This window comes from Neobacillus sp. SRL179, from assembly GCF_984799095.1.
Genome location: NZ_OZ481792.1, coordinates 778,915 through 797,896, shown reverse-complemented (window position 1 = coordinate 797,896; position 18,982 = coordinate 778,915). Strand labels below are relative to the sequence as shown.

The window sequence follows — 18,982 nt, the reverse complement described above, 5'->3', positions numbered from 1 at the left end:
TAGAGGTGTTTAATATGAGATTTGGTTTTGATATTGATGATACACTGATTAATTTAAGAGAACACGCCTTCCATCTTTACAATAAAAAGTTGGGAAAGCAAATAGGACTTGATGTTTATAACACTTTAAAAAGGGTTGAGATTCACGAGCCGTTTGGAATGTCAGCTGAAGAAGGCAAGCAAATGTGGAAAAATAGCCTAGAGGAAATTTATTACACCAATTGTCCTGCCTTTCCTGGCGCTGTCGAACTGCTGCAGGAGCTTGAAAAACAGGGACATGAAATCTTTTATATAACGGCACGCTATCAGGAGCATGGCGAGCGCACGAAGCAGTGGCTTTTGGAGCATGGCTTTCCCGTTCATGATGACCGTTTCTTCTACGGGATGAAGGATCATGAAAAAGTGAACATTATTAAGAATTTACATCTGGATTATTATTTTGATGATAAGCCAGAGATTTTGGATACATTATCTGAACAAGGCATTAAACTATTTTTGAGGGATCAATCCTACAACCGCGATGCCAGCCACCCACGGATTAAGGAATGGTCTGAATTGAAGGATTTGTTAAGGGATTTTGTAGATTAGTGGATTTAACAATTAAGGAATGCTATTTATGACAGTATGTTTTTTAAATGTAAATAAGCTGAAAGGTTGCACGTATTGAATAATACTTGCAAACTTTCAGCTTTTTAGTAATTTAGGATCTTGGACAAAAGTCCCCGATAGTCTCAAGAAACATTTATTGAAATCCACCAGTATCTTTATTATCATTCATCGTAAAGTTTGAACTATCTCCTGGCTTAGCGTTCGGGTGTGTGGGAATATGAGGATTATTATTGTTTTTCTTACGTCTCAAGTCGATTATTAAGGCAAATCCCAAAATGCCGAGAATAAAAATAATAAAAAACCAGATTGCAGTCAAATTAACCCTCCTCTCCCTTAGGTTATCTTTTGATGATAGACATCGAATTCAGAGCTTGGCGCAGAGTAGAATATGTGGAAATATCATTAAAATCGAGTCCTAGCTGTACCGCCGTTTGTGCTATCTCAGGTCTAACACCTGAAATGCTAGTGGTCACCCCCATTAATTTCAATCCTTTTATCAGTTGGAAAATTTGATGTGCTACCATTGTATCAATCATTGGAACGCCTGATAAATCAATAACAAGATAATTCACTCCTAGATTGGTACACTGATTCAATGTATTTTCAAACATGAACTTTGCTCGTCTTGTATCTATATCGCCCACAAGAGGAAGTAACGCTACCTCGTTGTTAAGAGTAATAACCGGAGAACTTAACTCCTGTATAAGTTCCTGTTGAGCAGTTAGTTTTTGTTGCAAATAGTATTGATGCTCTTCAACAAAACCTAACGTCACTTTATCAAATGCTTTTAAAATCACTCGATTCCAGCTATCTATCACCTCATTAGGGAACTCATCCATATGTAGAGCAACAAAATCTTTAACATAATCAAGATACTGATCCCGCACCCTATAAAATTCTCTTAACATACGATGGATTGGTGTTTTTAAATGCTGTGGATCTTGAGCAATCGAAAGGATCCATTTTTGAAATTCTTCCAGGAATGCTGTTTCCTCTTTAATAAAAACCTCACAAAGATGTGAATGGAATTCAAAGTTTTGTTTTTTTAACGTATTGATTACATAAGGGTCATTCGACGCATATACTCCTGAAGTGTCACTTTTATCTAGAGAATTATACCATTCCTCTGTAAGAATTCTTGCCTTAGACAATAGAAACGAGTGTAATTCATTATTTCTATGCACCTTAAATCCCCCTCCATGAATCCAATACAATATTCATAATTAAGTGAATTTTAACCTATTTTATCATTTAAGTCTTGCTATAACACCTCGTTATTAAAATAAATTGCCCTTTTAGCATAATAGCTTCAACAAAAAAAGGCGGTTAATCCTTTTTGGATTAGCACACCTGTAGTTGGATAAAGAAATTCAAGGTCACTTCTGGAAGCACTCCGAAGAATTCAAATCATTCCATAATCAGAATGTAAATAATTACACCTTACCCAAATAGCTTCTTGTTATATTTGGAATAATGATCGTACCATTGTTGCTATATTTTTCAAATAGTTCCCTTAATGCAGTGAGGAAGGGATTATACTCCCTGTCTGTCTTCTTTGGGGAATAGGAAGCAGATAAGTACCTCCCCAAGAATTCAACTAAATTAAATCGTAAGTCATTGCGAAAGTAATTAACATCATACTTTCCATCTTTAAAAAATTGATGAAAAGGAATCGGAGTTTCCCCCATACCCCCGCTAAAACCTTTGAAATTTGGACAATGCCTTTGGCAAACATCAGCACTTTCCTTATTTATATCGCTTGACCCATCCCGGCTATTCCAAACAAGGGCCACTTTTGCATCCTGTTTCAAAATCCGTTGACATTCCAATCTGAACTGCTCCATGTCGAACCAGTGAAATGCCTGTGCTACCGTTACTAAATCAACACTGTTATCAATTAAAGTTGTGTTTTCAGCAGTGGCTTTAACCGAAATAAAACGGGAATCGGACTTTAAAGTTTGTTCCGCCACTGTTCTCATATCATCATTTGGCTCCACTCCGAATACAGTATATCCCCTTCCAAGAAGCTGCTTGCTTAAAATTCCAGTTCCCGATCCAATATCCGCAATAATACCATTCTTATTTAAGGAAGCTTCAGCAATTAAATATTCAATATAATCTAGAGGGTAACTGGGACGATATTTTGCATATATCTCCGCTTTGTCTGTGAATTTATCTATTGATTCCATCAAACCACCTACTCCATTTGTAACTCATTTTTACTTGAATATTAACATTTATTTTGAAATGCTTCTTAATAAATAAATAATATTAGCAGAGGCCATAGTTTATTAATTAATTAAATTCTTTAGACTGAGAACCTCTCTAGCTACTTCTGAAAAAGAGCGGGAATGTTTAAGTTAGGAACCTTTGTGGAATATTCTTCTAAACATTAAAATGGTAAATAGTATATAGTTAGAATAGTAATTACATATGTTCCGAAAACAAACATTAATTAGGAGGACCACATGTTTTTATCCTTTCCCATTTTGGCAGCTCTTTTAGGAATGTTAATCGCCCAGTTCGTTAAAATCCCAATCCACCTGCTAGCGACCGGTGAGTTAAGATGGAATCTGATGTTTAGTACCGGCGGAATGCCCAGCTCCCATACAGCTACGATTATTTCTTTGACGACTGCCATTGGCCTCACCTCTGGACTTCAGTCAAATGATTTCGCCATTTCTGTGATTGTCTCCCTCATTGTCATGCATGATGCCATGGGGGTTCGAAGACATGCCGGCTACCATGCCGAAGTGCTAAATAAACTTTTAGTCGACTTCAATGTACTCATTGAAACATTAAAAAACCCTAATCTAAAGAAAACAGAGTCTAGAGAGAAGCTAAAAGAGTTATTAGGACATCAACCAGCAGAGGTATTTTTTGGAGCGATTACAGGAATCTTTGTTGGCGTCCTCACCTTTCAGTTTTATCCGTTTTAAAATACACAAATATGTTTCCCAATTTAAATAAACTTTGATTAGTTTTTTCAGTGTGCTCCCTTACCCATCTAGGATGAGGTTTCATTCTTGGGCAATGAATGGGCATTTCATTTACCAGTTATCGGAAATATCCCCTCCATGGGGCAATGGAGGGGCTGTTCATTTACCGTCACACGTTAAAATGACATTCTTTGGGCAAAGCAAGGCTGCTACCATGACCAGCAAGGCCCCTCCAATTAACTCTCCGACAAAGAACGAATCCGTCTTAACGAAGGAAACAAATACATCCAGATTCCCGCTACGATGATCGTTCCTACTCCACCAATAAATGCTGCGGGAACGGGCCCAATAAAGCCCGCCAGTGTTCCTGACTCAAACTCACCTAGTTGATTAGATGTCCCGATGAATAAGGAGTTGACAGCGTTCACGCGACCGCGCATCTCATCTGGTGTTTGCAGCTGTACAAGTGAGGAGCGAATGACCACACTGATGACATCCGAACCGCCAATAAGAAATAAAGCAAACAAGGAAAGAATCAAATTAGCCGATACAGCAAAGAGCATCGTCGCCAATCCAAAAACAGCGAGTGCGGCAAATAATTTCATGCCTATCGCATTCTTAAGTGGATAATAAGCCAAGACTAACGATACCACTAACGCTCCAACTGCTGGCGCAGTCCTCATTAATCCTAAGGCCCAAGGACCAATATGGAGTATATCTTGGGCGAATATCGGCAAAAGTGCCGTTGCACCGCCAAGTAACACGGCGAATAGATCCAGCGAGATCGTTCCAAGGATAATAGGATGACGACGGATAAATTCCAGCCCAAGGAAAATGGACCGCAACGAAACAGGCTCGGATTTCCGAACAATTACTTGTTCTGGACGAGTCATATATGTAAGGAAAGAAGCGATTAGTAATGCAACCGTGGCAGTACTATAAACATATGAAGCCCCTATAGAAAAAAGCAAGCCCCCAACTGTCGGCCCTAAAATCTGGGCTGTTTGACCGGCAGTGGTACTCAAAGATATGGCTTGCTGCAAAATCCTTTTTGACACCAACTGGGGTAACAAGGCAGCTGATGTAGGTCCTTCAAAGGCACGGCAAGCACCTATAATGGCTGCCGCAAGTAAAATTTGAATCCTTCCTAGCGAGCCGTCAAAGTTACCATATAAAAGAAGACCGGCAATGGCAGCTTCAATAAGCAGACAGATATAAACAATTCTCCGACGGTCAAAACTGTCTGCAAAATGACCGACTACAAACGTTAGCAACACCATTGGAATAAATTGGGCCAGGCCCACTAACCCCAAACTAAAAGCGTCATGTGTTAGGTCATACATCTGCCATCCAATTGCAACCGAGAGCATCTGGAAGGAAGTTGATGACAATATTCGTGCTCCCCAGAACTTCGCGAAAGAGGGCTGCCTAAGAATGGATTCACCAGATTGAAACAAAATGTAACTCACGTCCTTTTTCAAAGTTAAAATAACCATTTTTTATAATAACACTTTTATTCTTTTATCAGGTAGGCACACGTTCTCCGTTGATTGCTTCCCCTTTCGCCGATTGGAGTGCATTATCCGCCGATTGGCGCACGCTATCCCCCGATTGACGCTCGCCATCCACCGGTTGCTTCCCCTTTCGCCGATTGGCACACGTCATCCGCCGATTGGCACACGCTATCCGCCGGCTGCTTCTCCCTTCGCCGATTGGAGTGCATTATCCGCCGATTGGCACACGCTATCCGCCGATTGACGCTCGCTATCCGCCGGTTGCTTCTTCCTTCGCCGATTGGAGTGCGTTATCCGCCGATTGGCACACGTCATCCGCTGATTGCCACCCGCCATCCGCCGGTTGCTTCCCCTTTCGCCGATTGGATTGCGTTATCTGCCGATTGCCGCTCGCCATCCGCCGGTTGCTTCTTCCTTCGCCGATTGGCGCACGCTATCCGCCGATTGGCACACGCTATCCGCTGATTGCCACCCGCCATCCGCCGGTTGCTTCCCCTTTCGCCGATTGGATTGCGCTATCCGCCGATTGGCGCACGCTATCCGCCGATTGCCGCTCGCCATCCGCCGGTTGGCACCCGCCGATTGCCGCACTAAGCTAAAAATACCCTTGCTAAGCGATTTAGCAAGGGTATTTTTCCATATTAATCAACTTGGGAATAAGTCAGAAGATAGATAACGCTCGCCGGTATCTGGAGCTAAGCAAAGAACCCTGGCTGTCGTTGGAAGCTTCTTTGCAATTTCGGCGGCAAAGTGGGCAGTGGCTGAGCTCGAGGCTCCGACAAAGATCCCTTCTTCGGCTGCAAGACGGCGCGCCATCACTTCAGCATCTTCATCTTTAATCAATAAAACTTCATCATAAATTTCGCGATTTAATAATTTTGGTATAAATCCTGGTCCTGTACCTGGGATTTTATGGGGTCCAGGTTGACCTCCAGAAATGACTGGTGACCCAAATGGCTCTACTACATAAATTTTTAGATCAGGAATTGATTTCTTTAATTCCTCGCCAACTCCTGTGACCGTACCGCCAGTGCCTGCTGTTACTACTAAAGCATCTAGCTTTCCTTCAAAGGCTGTCATAATCTCAATAGCAGTGGTTCCGCGGTGAGCGTCAGCATTTGCAGGGTTCTCAAACTGCATCGGAATAAAACTGTCTGGAAGCTCACTGGCCAAACGATTGGCTTCATCAATGGCTCCTTGCATCCGTAATCTTCCTGGAGTAGAGTGGACTTCCGCCCCGTACGCCTTTAAGATTTTGACACGTTCTTCTGTCGCGTTGTCAGGCATTGTAATAATACAACGATAGCCTTTGACAGCAGCGACCATCGCAATCCCAATTCCTGTATTCCCGGAAGTTGGTTCAATAATGACACTTTTCCCTGGAATCAGCTTCCCTTCCTCTTCCGCTCGTTCAATCATCTTCAATGCGGCGCGGTCCTTTACACTGCCGCCAGGGTTAAAGGATTCTAGCTTTATGTATACTTCAGCACCGGATGGATCCGGTATTTTATTTAGTTTAACAGTCGGAGTATTCCCGATTAAATCAAGAATGGAACTATAGAGTTTCATATGTATTCACCTTTCAATCGATAATGTAATGTCACTTCTTTTATTATCCTATATTTTATAAAAAAAATCCTGCCTGCGCTCTGAAAATAAAAAAGGGATACCAAGTTCAATTAAACTTAGGCATCCCTTCTCCTATAATTAGTTAATAAATTGATTATCGATTAAGGCATTAAAATCTGGCTTGTCTTTTAAAAATTTGAGTTCAACAGATGAGTCTGCGAATTGTTGAATTACTTCTTTATTCACATCTTCTGTAAAACGAATGTGTGTCCAAGCCGTATCCATTACATCTTGATCAATACCTTGCTTTGTAATATCTTTGATACTTTTTAACGTAATGTCTTTTGCTTCTTCAGGGTTTTTATTGATAAAATCGATTGCTTCTTCTTGTGCTTTGACTATTCTAGCAATCACGTCTTTATCTGCTTTAATTTTCTTGCCGCTCGAAACTAGAATCGTATTCGGTAATGTTTTACCGTAAGAGATTTTACTACTATCGACAATGATCTTCGCACCCGCATCTTTGACTAATTGTGTAGCCCATGGCTCTGGTACAGCGGCTAAATCTACTTTACCTGATTCAAACATACTTGCGTATTGAGCTGGGTTACCAGTAACATGCTTCAAGGTTCCGCCGATTCGAGCAGAAGAAATCCCGTAGTCTTGTAAGAATGTTTCCATTTGGACATCATGTGTGCAGCCTACACCAGGAGTGATAAACGTTTTTCCTTTGAAATCTTCAACTGAATTGACGCCGCTTTTTTCGCTGGCCACAATTGCAGTACCGCCTGATGATGCACCGGCAATAATTTTAACATCTGCCCCGTTAGTAAAGTTATTCATAACAGGTCCTGGTCCGACTAACCCAGCATCAATATCTCCAGTTTTTAATGCTGTCATAAAAGCCCCGCCGTCAGGGAAGGTTTTGTATTCCACTGTAACGTCTTTGCCTAATTCCTTTTCATAGTAGCCTTTGTCTCTTGCAATCATCGCAGGAGCATGATCGATATTAGGAAAATAACCAATCACTACTTTTTGATCTGCTTTTTTATCAGAACCAGCATCGCTGCTTGAGTTGCTTGTCCCGCAGCCCGCTAATATTCCCATACTAAGTAAAACTGATGCACCGATGATTTTTGCCTTTTTATTCATCACTATTTCTCCTCCTATTTACTTGTTTCTAAGCCCCAACGGCGAATGACATTTTGTTCAATTCGTTGGAAGAAAACAATATCTACAATGGTGCCAATGACACCAATAATAATCATAATTCCGATGACCATACTCATATTTCCAAAATCAGATGCATATTTAAGGGTATACCCCAAACCAGGACCGGTACTCAAGATTTCCCCCGCCATCAGGCCTCTCCAAGCAAATGCCCAGCCAAGTCTGATTCCCGTAACAGCATACGGAACCGAAGCAGGAAGAATCACCTTTACAAACAAATCAATACCACTTGAGCCCATTGTTTGAGCAGCCCTTATGTAAAGGGGCGGTACATTCTTGATTCCCATCCTCATATTGATGGTGACCACGAGTGTGGCTCCAAGAATGACAATAAAAATAACAGAACTTTCATTAAGGCCAAACCACATAATGGCGATTGGCAGCCAGACGATACTTGGTACACTTTGGAGTGCCAAAATTAATGTTCCTAAGGTTTCATCCGCTGTTTTATTTTTGGCTAATAAAATTCCAAGGGCGACTCCAAGAACGATCGCAATCCCTAGCCCAATTGCTAATCTCCGAAAACTTGCCGCAATATCATAGAGTAAGGTATGATCCGAAAAACCTTGGCCGAGTGCTTTCACCACATCTGTAGGTGCAGGCATCAAGGACGGTGAAACATCGAAAACCTTTACAGCAGCCTGCCAAATGACGATAAGGAGCACATAAAAAATAATTCGTTTAATTGTTCGCTGCATAAGCCAATTCCTCTTTTACCACTTTGTCGATCTCTGTTTTTAATAATGCATTGATTCTTTCTTCTAATTTCACCACTTCGTCTGGGTGTTCCCCACGCGGCCTTGGAATAGTAACGTGAATATCCTCAAGGACGACACCTGGCCTTGTCCCCATGACAATGATTCTGTCTGATAGTTTAATAGATTCACTAATACTATGGGTAACAAATAAAATCGTCTTCTTGGTTTCAATCCAGATCTTCTCTAATTCATGATGAAGTCTTGAACGGGTTTGTTCATCCAGTGCACCAAAAGGTTCATCCATAAGTAATACTTTCGGATTCATCGACAGTGCTCGAGCAATGGATACCCGCTGCTGCATACCACCTGACAGTTCATGTGGAGAATGTTTCGTATAGTTGCTAAGCTGCACCATTTTTAAAAATTGATGAGCAACTTCTTTTGCTTCAGTTTTTTTCATTTCCTTGCGTAGTGGAAACATGACATTCTCTTCTACCGTCATCCAAGGAAATAGGGCCGCCTCTTGGAAAACCATTCCCCGGTCTTTTCCAGGTTTTTTAATAGGGATTCCATTGAGTAAAATCTCCCCGCTTGTTGGCTTCGTTAAACCCGCAACAATGGATAACAAGGTAGATTTACCGCAGCCGGAAGGTCCAAGTATGGAAACAAACTCGCCTTCTTTAATATCAAGATTTATATTTGAAAGAACATCACTAGTTACATTTTGGTTGTTAAATTGTTTATTAATGTTATTTATTTGTAGAAACATAGCTTTCACCTACTTTACCTATAATTCACATTAATCTAATCGGATTTAATGTATTTATTATATAATTATCTCACCTAAAGTCAATAAATATTCTGAAATTATCTCCATATTTTTACTTGCTATTTGATGGTAGCACCCTCCTCTAAACAAGGCATATGATAACTTTGAATTACTGTGAAGGGAGTGAAAAGAATGAATCATGTTCCAAATATGTACCCAAACCCCAATTACATTAACAATCCGTCCTATAACTCAAACTTATTGCTGCGAAATCAACAAGGAAATCCTCAAGAGGTACTCGAAGGAATCCTCCTTACTGGAATAATAGGGAAAGCTACAGCAATTGATTTTTATAACCGTTTAATTAACGAAGCACCCGATCAACAACATCAAAATACCATTCTACAAGTTCTAGAAGATGAAAAAGGCCATTTACAACAATTTTCGCATCTTTATTTACAGTTTTCGGGAAAACATCCTCAATACCAAGCAATCAATCTCCCTTTTCATACTTATGGAGAAGGATTAGAAATGGCTTATGCAGCGGAATTAGCAGATTATAAGGAGTACCAAAATCGTTACTTGCTTGCACCAAATGAACCTGTTCGTGATGCTTTCTTGCGGGCATTCACAGACGAAATGGAGCATGCAAAACGATTAGAATTCTTACAAGCCGATGTAGACAACCGTAAAATTCAATTAAAAGATTATGGACCTGAGCCGCATGTGGTGAATATTGAAAAAGCTTCGAAGCAAAATAATAACTATCGGACTGCTTTATGGACGGGACAACATTTACAGGTTACCTTAATGAGTATCAAGGTGGGAGAAGATATCGGGTTAGAAATCCATCCAACCATTGATCAATTCTTACGGATCGAACAAGGTCAAGGAATCGTTCAAATGGGGAAAAGTAAGGATCATTTAACTTTTTTTAAAAAGGTTCAAGATAATGATGCCATCATGGTACCCGCTAACACATGGCACAATGTGACCAATACGGGGAAAACCCCGCTCAAACTCTACTCCATCTATGCGCCGCCACAGCATCCGCGCGGTACTGTCCATGTAACGAAAGCTGATGCCATGGCTTCGGAATAAACATTATTTAAATAAAACTTTCACTTTGAGGTACGCACGGTGTGTTTCTTTAGAATCACACTTTTTTTGTTTGATTTATCCTCCCTTTTCGTAAGGAATAATATCCCTTACATAATTTAATACTATCTAGAAGGAGGAGTCATTATGAAAAAGGGCCAATTAGAATTTCTCGAAAAGATTAGAAAAACAGAAGTAGAACTGAGTGATATGTGGATTCATTATTGGCAGGAATATTCTAATCTTAGCAATTGGCAATATTGGGTTGGTGTAGCCATCCTTGTGATTCCGCTTGTATTATTAATACTTTTTATAGACCGAAAAAAAATACTCCAATTGTGTTTTTATGGATATAGTGTACATATATTTTTCGCTATGGTCGATGCATTTGGAGTACTAAAGGGATTATGGATCTATCCATATAAACTACTTCCCGCACTTCCTGCTAGTATTTGTCTTGATTCGTCATTTGTACCTGTGTCTTTTATTCTTCTCTACCAATACATCCTTAACAAGGGGAAGAATTATTATATTTGGATGCTGTTTCTTTGCCTTGCTTTTGCATTTTTTATAAAACCGGTAATGGTCGGTCTTGGCCTCTTTCGTTTCGGTGGAAGAGAGAACTTTCTCCAACTATTTTTCGGGTATGCGGCAGTTGCCCTTATCGCAAAATGGATAACCGACTTTATTATATTTTTGGGTAAAACGGGGAAATGGAGTTTATACCGTAGGTAATACTCTTTCATAACCGTGAGGGCTCTCTTTTTTCCACTTGGAGAAACGGAACCCTCTTTCATTGACCTTGACCGCTCTTTTTTTCTCCCCAAGGGCAATGAAACACTTACCTTTCCAAATAAGGTGAATCTCTTTAACTACCTTTCCTACCATTATGATATACTTTATAAAGTTTATTAAATGCAGAAAGGAGTTCTATGAATGGAGTTACACGAATCAAGGGCTCAAACGAAATCAACATATATATTTTTATTAGTTACCGGAATTATCCTAGTTGCATTTAATTTGCGTCCGGCCATTACTTCCTTAGGGCCGCTAGTGGGAATGATACAGGAAGATGTTGGACTTGCACATTGGAGTGCAGGTTTATTAATGAGTTTTCCTTTAATTATTTTTTCGATTATGTCACCACTTGTTCCAAAAATAGCAAATCGGATTACCAATGAGGGGTCCTTACTTCTTGGGTTAGTGGCCTTGCTTATTGGGATTGTCATTCGGTCTATACCGATGACGTTTTTTCTTTATACTGGGACTCTTTTTGTTGGGGTTGGGATTGCCATCGCAAACGTCTTATTGCCAGCAGTTGTAAAGGATAAATTCCCGCAGAAGTTTGGTCTCATGACAAGTGTATATTCAACTTCAATGGGATTGATTGCATCCTTAGCCTCCGGATTAAGCGTTCCCTTAGCAAGAGACTTAAACCTTGGATGGCAGGGTGCCCTTATTGTTTGGGGATTACCAGTCATATTAGCCATTTTGTTGTGGAGCTATCTTCTCAAAACTACTCGAGGCAATCATATAGCAATAAAAAAAGTTGAATCTAGCTCTAAAGGAATGTGGCATTCACCTCTTGCCTGGCAAGTCGCCATATTTATGGGATTTCAGTCCTTTTTATTTTATGTAACCATTTCATGGTTACCGGAAATCTTACATAGCCATGGATTAAGTATGGGAACGGCTGGCTGGCTGCTTTCATTCATGCAGTTAGTTGGCCTCCCTGCCAGCTTCCTTATTCCTGTCATCGCAGGACGCTTTCGCTCCCAAGTCTGGATTGCCTTCCTACTAGGGGTGTTCTCCGTTGTGGGCTATGGAGGATTACTGTTTAGTTCTTCCTTTCCTCTTTTAATCGTCAGCATTATATTAATCGGGATAGCATTGGGAGGAAACTTTCCATTGGCGCTTAGTTATATTGGACTACGCTCCCGAAATGCCAATCAAGCTGCGGAGTTATCCGGCATGGCGCAATCAACTGGCTATATCCTAGCCGCTGTAGGACCATTTTTTATTGGATTTTTATTTGATAAGACCCATTTATGGACGATTCCACTAATCGTTCTTACCATGATCTCTTTTGTCTTGATGGTATTTAGCATGTTGTCCGGGCGGGATCGGTTTGTATAAATTTTTGTTTAACAAAGCTTTTCAACATTCTTAAGCAGATAGAAATTTTAGAATTGTAAAAGAGGATCGCTGCGGCGGTCTTTTTTTCTATCAACAAAGCGGTGGGCAATAATAATTAATGTATAATTTTTCAATAGTATCTAAACCTAAGATAATGCTCTTGGATTGAAGCGGGTGATCATTTTGGCAAGTAAAGACAGCATAATCTCGATGCAGGATAAAAATTTTTTTAATACAGAAGAATTAATTGACCAAAAGATAGAAATTTGGCAGGAACATGTTCTTTTTTCTGGTTTATGGTGGTTTGGAGTTGCCCTTTCAATTATTCCATGGATAATCTGGTTTCTTATTAGAAAAAAACAAAGTTCAGATCGAATAATGTATGTGGGCTTTTATATTATGGCAATTTCTACCCTGTTTGACATTTTAGGAGACCAAATAGGCATTTGGCATTATCGGTTTCATGTCATCCCAACACTTCCTACTTATTTTCCATGGGATGTTACACTCATGCCTGTATCGGTAATGATTCTGCTGCAATTCTTACCAAAAATAAATCCATGGTTAAAAGGAATATTTTTTGCACTTTTAGCGTCCTATATTGCAGAACCATTTTTTGACTGGCTGGGCATTTATGAGCCAAATGCCTGGCGTTATAGTTATTCCATCCCGATTCAGACTCTTCTTTTTATGAGTGCATATTGGCTTAGCCAACGGACAAAGTTTTCTCCATTGTACGAAGACACTTGAATAATTTTTGTATTAAAAACAACTCCGCTCTTTGCTATAAGAGGGGAGTCTTATTATGTTTATTTCACAGAAAAGTTTAGTTCCGTTTTTAGTAATTCGCCTGGTTTGACATAGACCAGTTCCTTTTTCTCGTTTAACTCCTTCGTCAAAGCCATCCACGGTTCCACACAGACAAACTCTTGACCTTTTTCAGTCCATAACACCACATATTTGAATTCTTCACCGTACGTTAGATGTACTTTCTTATTCAATTCTGGTAAAGCAAAGGAGATTTCCTTTTTGTTTGCATCTAAAAGAGCCAGGGATTCCTTCTTATCGGTTAGATCTAAACCAACGCTTATGTCTTTAATTTTCATATCATTATAGTCCAAGAATGTCCTTGCATCCGTTTCATAAGCGAGGTTTTTTTGAGCCGTACGGAAGTAGGGGTGAAAGCCGGGATAAATAGGCATTTTCGTATCCGACAGATTTTTATACTCTTGAAAAATGGTCAAGCTATTTTTTCGTAATACGTATGTAAATACCACTTCAAAATCAAAAGGATACGATTGTTTTATTTCCGGATTACTTTTCAAGCGAATGGTGATAGATGCCTCTTCTTGATCCTTTGAATCGATTACTTCCCAAGGATAATTTCGTGCCACGCCATGATTTTTCATCTTATAGACGTGTCCCTCCCACTCATACTCTCCATTTTCCAATTGGCCAGATATAGGGAAAAGAATGGGGATGCCGCCTCTAATATTGGCTTCAGGGTCGTAAAAGGTCTCCTTATTTAAAAACAATAATTCCTCACCTTGAACGCCAAATCCAATAATAATGCCGCCTCTTTCAGGGGCAACTCTAACCCATGAATTCGACTCTGTATCTTTAAGCTCATATAGATTGTATTGGTTATCTTTATACTGATTTATTTGGTACATGCAGCACATCCTTTCTACTAAGTATCTTACCCTTAAATTAGCTTAAAACCCACCTCTATAAATTAGGTATTTGCCAATCAATTTCTTGCATTCCCAATTCTCGCAGAATGGTATTTGTATGCGAAAATGGCTTGCTGCCAAAAAAGCCACGATTAGCTGAAAATGGACTAGGGTGTGGAGATTTGATGATGAAATGCTGGGGTGAAGTAATCAGCTCCCGTTTTTGTTGGGCAAATTTCCCCCAAAGGATAAACACCACGGGCGTCTCCCTTTGATTTAATGTTTTAATCACTTTGTCCGTAAATATCTCCCACCCAAGCCCTTTATGTGAGTTTGGGGTTCCCGCCCGAACAGTTAATACCGTGTTTAACAGCAAGATGCCTTGTTTTGCCCATTCTACTAGATACCCATTATTGGGAATAGAGCATCCTACATCCTCCTGAAGTTCTTTATAAATATTTTTCAACGATGGTGGAGCTGCTACGCCAGGTTTAACAGAAAAGCTTAATCCATGGGCTTGGCCTGGACCATGATAAGGATCTTGTCCAAGCATCACTACTTTCGTATCATTATACGAAGTGAGATGGAGTGCATTAAAAATATCTTTTTGATCTGGATAAATGACCCTCTTTTGATATTCATCTAGTAAAATTCCTCTCAAATGTTGATAGTACGGTTTCTGGAATTCACCTTCAAGAAAAGGTGCCCAGTCATTTTTTAAAATAGCCATTTCCGTTACACACTCGTTTCTAAAGTTATTATTATATTAAAGACATTTTTGGAGGTTTCCTTACTAGTTTTGTCCTTAAGAAGCTTTATTAAAGACATTTTTGGAGGTTCACTTGTCAGTTTTGTCCTTTAGAAGCCCTATTAAAGACATTTTTGGGGGGTCATCTGTCAATTTTGTCCTTTAGAAGCTCTATTAAAGACATTTCTGGAGATCCCCTCGCTAGTTTTATCCTTTGTATCAATGAAAAAGATTGCCGGAAACCCCTGTCTATTAAAATTAACTACCCCAATAGTGCACCTTCCAAAATACTATTTTTATACCTTAACAACAATAGTCATAAGGATGGAGCGGAGGATTGGCTGGAAATAACCAGCTTGGCATTAACCCACTATCTTTCCAATGCCAAGCTCCTAAAGCAGCAGCACAGGCATCAATCCAATGACTTGGTTCTTCACATAAAACAGGAAGGTCTAGTAAATTTTGCTGGCCAAGCCAGCTCCACATAAACATTCGCGCTAACAAATCCTGTTTGTAGTATAATACTTTATTAAAATCAGCCTTTGATAACCTAGACCCCATAACAGCTCCGGGGTGAACTTCTACGATAGAAACAGGATTAGGCGTATGAAGATTCTCAATTTCTCTACTAAGCTTAATTCCTCTTAGGGTTAAATACACCATTCGATTTAGAGTAGGGGGCATAATCGAGCCTGGTTTCATCCCTAAAGCCACAATAAACTTACGAAGCTCTCGGTCACTTTGCCTGTCCCCTCCTCCATCTTGGTAAGAGAGTGGGGCATCAATGCCTACTACAACTTCATCTAACAGACTTTGTGAGAAAATCTCTTCTAATATCTCCCGATCACTTATATCATTGTTCCATTTAACATATTTCAATTGGTGATTTTGTTTTTCAAAAACGGCGAGGACGGTATCCTTATGGTTACTTGGTCCTGATAAATCAATTCCTATTATTCTCATCAACTACCATCACTTTCTCTAGTTTGTGCGATTCCCTTTATATTAGAGTGCTTCCCTTCGAGGATTTATCGTATATTCCCCTATTTTTCTTCGTCTCAAAGCCATCACTTCTAACTGGCAAAATTTTTTCAAAAACAAAACTTCACCGTTGATAATCGTGATGTTCTTTTGGCCCCTGCAGCATACCGCTCTTCCTGTTAAACCAGCCCTTTTATAGTAGTCCGAAAAAACAAAGTTGAAGTTTTAAGCTTGTTCTTTTTATAGAGGTTGGTCCATATATTTATTGAGTGAATTTAAGAAAGTATGGTGAAAAAAATGAAGCCAACCTTTATGCTGATGGTAGATTTTCTACTGTTTTTTATCTTCCCTTTAGTATTTTGGGAATTAGGTCGGGAGGTTGCAGGTGATTATCTCGCTATGGTTCTCTCCACCTTGCCAGGGATTCTTTATAGCTTGTATCGATTTAAAGAAAGTACGGGGCTTAATTTTACAGGCATTTTTGTCCTGCTGAATCTAACTGCAGGTCTTTTGGTGGATCTTTTATCCGGGTCTGCCACTCAGCTATTATGGAATAATGTCTTTTACTCAGCCGCCTTATTCGTTATATATTCTGTCAGCCTTGCTGTCAGGAGGCCGCTTTATTTATACTTTACATTGGATTTGGTGGCAATGAGGGGATATGACAGAAAGATAACACAGGAGTTATTTTTTGAACAAAAGACATATAGGCTCTTTCAATTGGTTACGCTCATATACTGTGCAAATGAATTAATATATATGGTTTGTTTATCAAGATGGATCCTAAAATACGGTGTTGAGGCATACCGCCTTGATTTAATACTCGATAAGTCCCTTGATATTATGTTGTCGGGTGCCTCTTTAGCTGCCTTCTTCTTTATTTACCAGACTCTGAATGAATTAACTCCAGTCAAAAAAGTTACTATAGCAAAGCACCGTAGGAAATCTCCTGCTCTTTCATCTTATTGGACTTTCTTTCATATTGAACGGGCTTATTTATATTTTACTATTCATAAACTATAGAGCGAGTCTTGTTATTGCTGTTTTTGGCGTTGAGCCTTTATTATTTCAAGATACTGCGTATCTCCTAACCCATATTCTTTAAACCTTTTGAGTAGTGCTAACATAAGTTCGTTCTCTGGAACTTCCGGGTGCATTTGAATATACTGCATCAGTTCGCTGTCATTTTTGAGATAATTTAAATAGAGCTCAATCCCCTTCTTCAAGGGATCCGGATAAATAAATTCGGGCATTATTTTCTCAATCATTACTTGTTGGTAAAGAGTATAATATCCATGTGCTTTTAGAGTAAAATGACTCACAGGTTCGAACTCATCACCGACAATAGTAAGATTGACCTCTTCTTGATAATTCGCACGGTCTAACCAGGCCAAAATAGTAAGGATATTGATTTGACAAAACATATCAGCATCAAACCATAAGGCTATCTGAGTAAAGTCTCCACTAAGAAGTGGCTGCAGGGGTTTTAGTGTGTGTTCCGTATATTGTAAAGGCGTTACGTGGTGGACCTTCGCCCGTATTACAGTGAATTCATTTGAAAATAAATCATCACAAGTGTTTCCATAACACATCGCCTCATTAAAAGGGACCATTAACTCCTGATTAAGAAAATGAGTTTTTTTAAAATAATCATACATCGTTTGTCCATTTAGAATATGTAATGTCCTTTTTCGAATCATCGTTACTCACTCCTGCCTCGTTTACAACTACCTTTTTTAATCCAATTGATTAATTAATTTATACAAAACGGTTGGCCACCAGTCCATAATGCCCCATTTTTTCCCTAAGCGAATCGCAATTGCGTTTTTTTGAGGGCTAATATACAAAACTTGCCCCAATGAACCTAAAGCAAAAAAATCATTATTCTGTTCATGACTTTTGTGTCCCCACCAAAGATATTTATAATAGGCCCTATTTTGTCTAAACCACATCTTTCCCCATGGATGATCATTATAATACCGAAAATGTTCTATTGTAGAAGGAACATTGCCTTGATTTACCGATTCTTCTACCCATTCTCTAGGAATAATCTGCTTCCCTTCCCATTCACCATTTTGTAAGTAAAGACGTCCAAACTTGGCTAAATCTAATCCGGTCATAACAAGTCCGCTTTCTACCTTTTCGAAGGCACTCTTTTGGCTATCCAAAATGATGGAACTCGGAAACTGCATTCCTAACTTACTTAAAATATTATTATATAAAAAATTTGAAATGGTTGTACCTGTAGCCCTTTCTAGGATGAGACCTAATAATAACAAATGGTAATCATTATAATGAAAAAATCCTTCGTTCGGATCTTCAACAACAGAAAGTGCTAGTTTCCTTGCATCGGGATTTAAATATACCCTTGCCTCGTCTTTCCAAGGTAAATGGCCTTCCTTATATTTTATTCCTGCATCCATTTGGAGTAGATTCTTAATCGTCACACTATTTAAGTTGATTTCTGGAAGATAGGTTTTTACTAAATCATTTACACTGTTTATTGCCCCATGACTAATCGCAATTCCAATAAGAGCCGACATAAAGGACTTTGTAACCGAAAACAACTTATGTGGAGTTTCTCTTTTATGACCATTAAAATACCCTTCATACACAATTAAGTCATCTTTAATAATAATCAACGCATTAGTTCCTGAGTTTTCCATAACTCTACTAAAAGAATCTTTTCTCTTATCGCCTTTATGTAAATATTCTATCGTGATAAATTCCCTTTTATTTGCAGATTCATGAAAGGAAAACGGATGGTGATCGGCCGGGAAAATATTTTTTGAAAAAAAATCATAGTCATTGTACGCAACTGAGAGTTTATTCTTTCTAAGGTATGAAAAATACGTTTGGATATAATTCTTTTGCTTATTGAGGGTCATCACAAATTCTCCTCCACATAATTTCTTGTTTTTACCTTTATTTTCTCTAACATCCACCGAATCTCCTTCTTCAAAAAGCTTTCCAACCATTTACCATCAAGTTAAGTCAATTTTAAATATCCCTCATTTAA

The 18,982-nt window shown here is 39.2% G+C and carries 20 protein-coding genes; 7 read left to right on the top strand and 13 right to left on the bottom strand.

The genetic code is table 11. The features are described 5' to 3' along the window. Positions 1-14: 14 nt before the first annotated feature. Entirely contained in the window at positions 15-587 is a 573-nt protein-coding gene (locus AC4E8C_RS03895) for a 5' nucleotidase, NT5C type (RefSeq protein ID WP_490210413.1), read from the top strand. Positions 588-741: 154 nt separating this feature from the next. On the opposite strand, the gene AC4E8C_RS03890 is transcribed toward AC4E8C_RS03895, so the two are convergent. The 3 genes from AC4E8C_RS03890 to AC4E8C_RS03880 all read right to left on the bottom strand — a co-directional run bounded on the left by AC4E8C_RS03890 (position 742) and on the right by AC4E8C_RS03880 (position 2,797). After that, the gene (locus AC4E8C_RS03890) at positions 742-924 is read right to left on the bottom strand and encodes a hypothetical protein (RefSeq protein ID WP_490210411.1); all 183 of its coding nucleotides are present in this window, start codon (positions 922-924) and stop codon (positions 742-744) included. Positions 925-946: 22 nt separating this feature from the next. Further along, the gene (locus AC4E8C_RS03885; protein ID WP_490210409.1) at positions 947-1,792 is read right to left on the bottom strand and encodes an STAS domain-containing protein; all 846 of its coding nucleotides are present in this window, start codon (positions 1,790-1,792) and stop codon (positions 947-949) included. 249 nt (positions 1,793-2,041) lie between these two features. Continuing rightward, positions 2,042-2,797: a class I SAM-dependent methyltransferase gene (locus AC4E8C_RS03880; protein WP_490210408.1), complete on the bottom strand. Its 756-nt coding sequence runs from the start codon at positions 2,795-2,797 to the stop codon at positions 2,042-2,044. Between the two features lie 279 nt (positions 2,798-3,076). Here AC4E8C_RS03880 and AC4E8C_RS03875 point away from each other — a divergent pair, with 279 nt between their 5' ends. Next, positions 3,077-3,547 carry a divergent PAP2 family protein gene (locus AC4E8C_RS03875; protein ID WP_490210406.1) on the top strand — a complete coding sequence of 157 codons (471 nt, stop codon included), beginning with the start codon at positions 3,077-3,079 and terminating at the stop codon, positions 3,545-3,547. 236 nt (positions 3,548-3,783) lie between these two features. On the opposite strand, the gene AC4E8C_RS03870 is transcribed toward AC4E8C_RS03875, so the two are convergent. From AC4E8C_RS03870 to AC4E8C_RS03850, 5 genes are all read right to left on the bottom strand, one after another. Continuing rightward, a complete protein-coding gene (locus tag AC4E8C_RS03870; RefSeq protein ID WP_490210404.1) occupies positions 3,784-5,043 on the bottom strand; it encodes an MFS transporter in 1,260 nt (419 codons plus the stop codon). 663 nt (positions 5,044-5,706) lie between these two features. Next, positions 5,707-6,630, bottom strand: a complete 924-nt coding sequence (gene cysK / locus AC4E8C_RS03865; protein WP_490210402.1) for a cysteine synthase A — start codon at positions 6,628-6,630, stop codon at positions 5,707-5,709. A gap of 138 nt (positions 6,631-6,768) precedes the next feature. After that, positions 6,769-7,782, bottom strand: a complete 1,014-nt coding sequence (locus AC4E8C_RS03860; RefSeq protein ID WP_490212462.1) for an ABC transporter substrate-binding protein — start codon at positions 7,780-7,782, stop codon at positions 6,769-6,771. A gap of 14 nt (positions 7,783-7,796) precedes the next feature. Beyond that, the gene (locus AC4E8C_RS03855) at positions 7,797-8,558 is read right to left on the bottom strand and encodes an ABC transporter permease (RefSeq protein WP_490210401.1); all 762 of its coding nucleotides are present in this window, start codon (positions 8,556-8,558) and stop codon (positions 7,797-7,799) included. Beyond that, on the bottom strand, positions 8,542-9,327 hold the full coding sequence (locus AC4E8C_RS03850; protein WP_490210399.1) for an ABC transporter ATP-binding protein: 786 nt from the start codon (positions 9,325-9,327) through the stop codon (positions 8,542-8,544). Before AC4E8C_RS03850 ends, AC4E8C_RS03855 begins: the two co-directional genes overlap by 17 nt. 192 nt (positions 9,328-9,519) lie before the next feature. Between AC4E8C_RS03850 and AC4E8C_RS03845 the strand changes: the two genes are divergently transcribed. From AC4E8C_RS03845 to AC4E8C_RS03830, 4 genes are all read left to right on the top strand, one after another. Next, entirely contained in the window at positions 9,520-10,428 is a 909-nt protein-coding gene (locus AC4E8C_RS03845; RefSeq protein WP_490210397.1) for a cupin domain-containing protein, read from the top strand. 144 nt (positions 10,429-10,572) lie between these two features. After that, positions 10,573-11,160 carry a CBO0543 family protein gene (locus AC4E8C_RS03840; protein WP_490210395.1) on the top strand — a complete coding sequence of 196 codons (588 nt, stop codon included), beginning with the start codon at positions 10,573-10,575 and terminating at the stop codon, positions 11,158-11,160. Positions 11,161-11,361: 201 nt separating this feature from the next. Further along, the gene (locus tag AC4E8C_RS03835; RefSeq protein WP_490210394.1) at positions 11,362-12,561 is read left to right on the top strand and encodes a CynX/NimT family MFS transporter; all 1,200 of its coding nucleotides are present in this window, start codon (positions 11,362-11,364) and stop codon (positions 12,559-12,561) included. Positions 12,562-12,744: 183 nt separating this feature from the next. Next, complete coding sequence (locus AC4E8C_RS03830) at positions 12,745-13,311, top strand: CBO0543 family protein (RefSeq protein WP_490210392.1); 567 nt, start codon at positions 12,745-12,747, stop codon at positions 13,309-13,311. A gap of 59 nt (positions 13,312-13,370) precedes the next feature. Here the strand turns inward: AC4E8C_RS03830 and AC4E8C_RS03825 are convergent, their stop codons facing one another. The 3 genes from AC4E8C_RS03825 to AC4E8C_RS03815 form a co-directional block, all read right to left on the bottom strand. Next, on the bottom strand, positions 13,371-14,234 hold the full coding sequence (locus AC4E8C_RS03825) for an aldose epimerase family protein (protein ID WP_490210390.1): 864 nt from the start codon (positions 14,232-14,234) through the stop codon (positions 13,371-13,373). A gap of 55 nt (positions 14,235-14,289) precedes the next feature. Then, the gene (locus tag AC4E8C_RS03820) at positions 14,290-14,964 is read right to left on the bottom strand and encodes a uracil-DNA glycosylase (protein ID WP_490210389.1); all 675 of its coding nucleotides are present in this window, start codon (positions 14,962-14,964) and stop codon (positions 14,290-14,292) included. Positions 14,965-15,285: 321 nt separating this feature from the next. Next, entirely contained in the window at positions 15,286-15,945 is a 660-nt protein-coding gene (locus AC4E8C_RS03815) for a DUF429 domain-containing protein (protein WP_490212461.1), read from the bottom strand. 315 nt (positions 15,946-16,260) lie between these two features. On the opposite strand from AC4E8C_RS03815, the gene AC4E8C_RS03810 reads away from it, so the two are divergent. Further along, positions 16,261-16,986, top strand: coding sequence for a VC0807 family protein (locus tag AC4E8C_RS03810; RefSeq protein WP_490210387.1), 726 nt, complete (start codon positions 16,261-16,263; stop codon positions 16,984-16,986). Between the two features lie 11 nt (positions 16,987-16,997). Here AC4E8C_RS03810 and AC4E8C_RS03805 read toward each other — a convergent pair whose 3' ends face one another. Then, positions 16,998-17,663, bottom strand: coding sequence for an AraC family transcriptional regulator (locus AC4E8C_RS03805; RefSeq protein ID WP_490210386.1), 666 nt, complete (start codon positions 17,661-17,663; stop codon positions 16,998-17,000). Positions 17,664-17,699: 36 nt separating this feature from the next. Then, positions 17,700-18,908: a serine hydrolase domain-containing protein gene (locus tag AC4E8C_RS03800; protein ID WP_490210384.1), complete on the bottom strand. Its 1,209-nt coding sequence runs from the start codon at positions 18,906-18,908 to the stop codon at positions 17,700-17,702. Between the last annotated feature and the right edge of the window lie 74 nt (positions 18,909-18,982).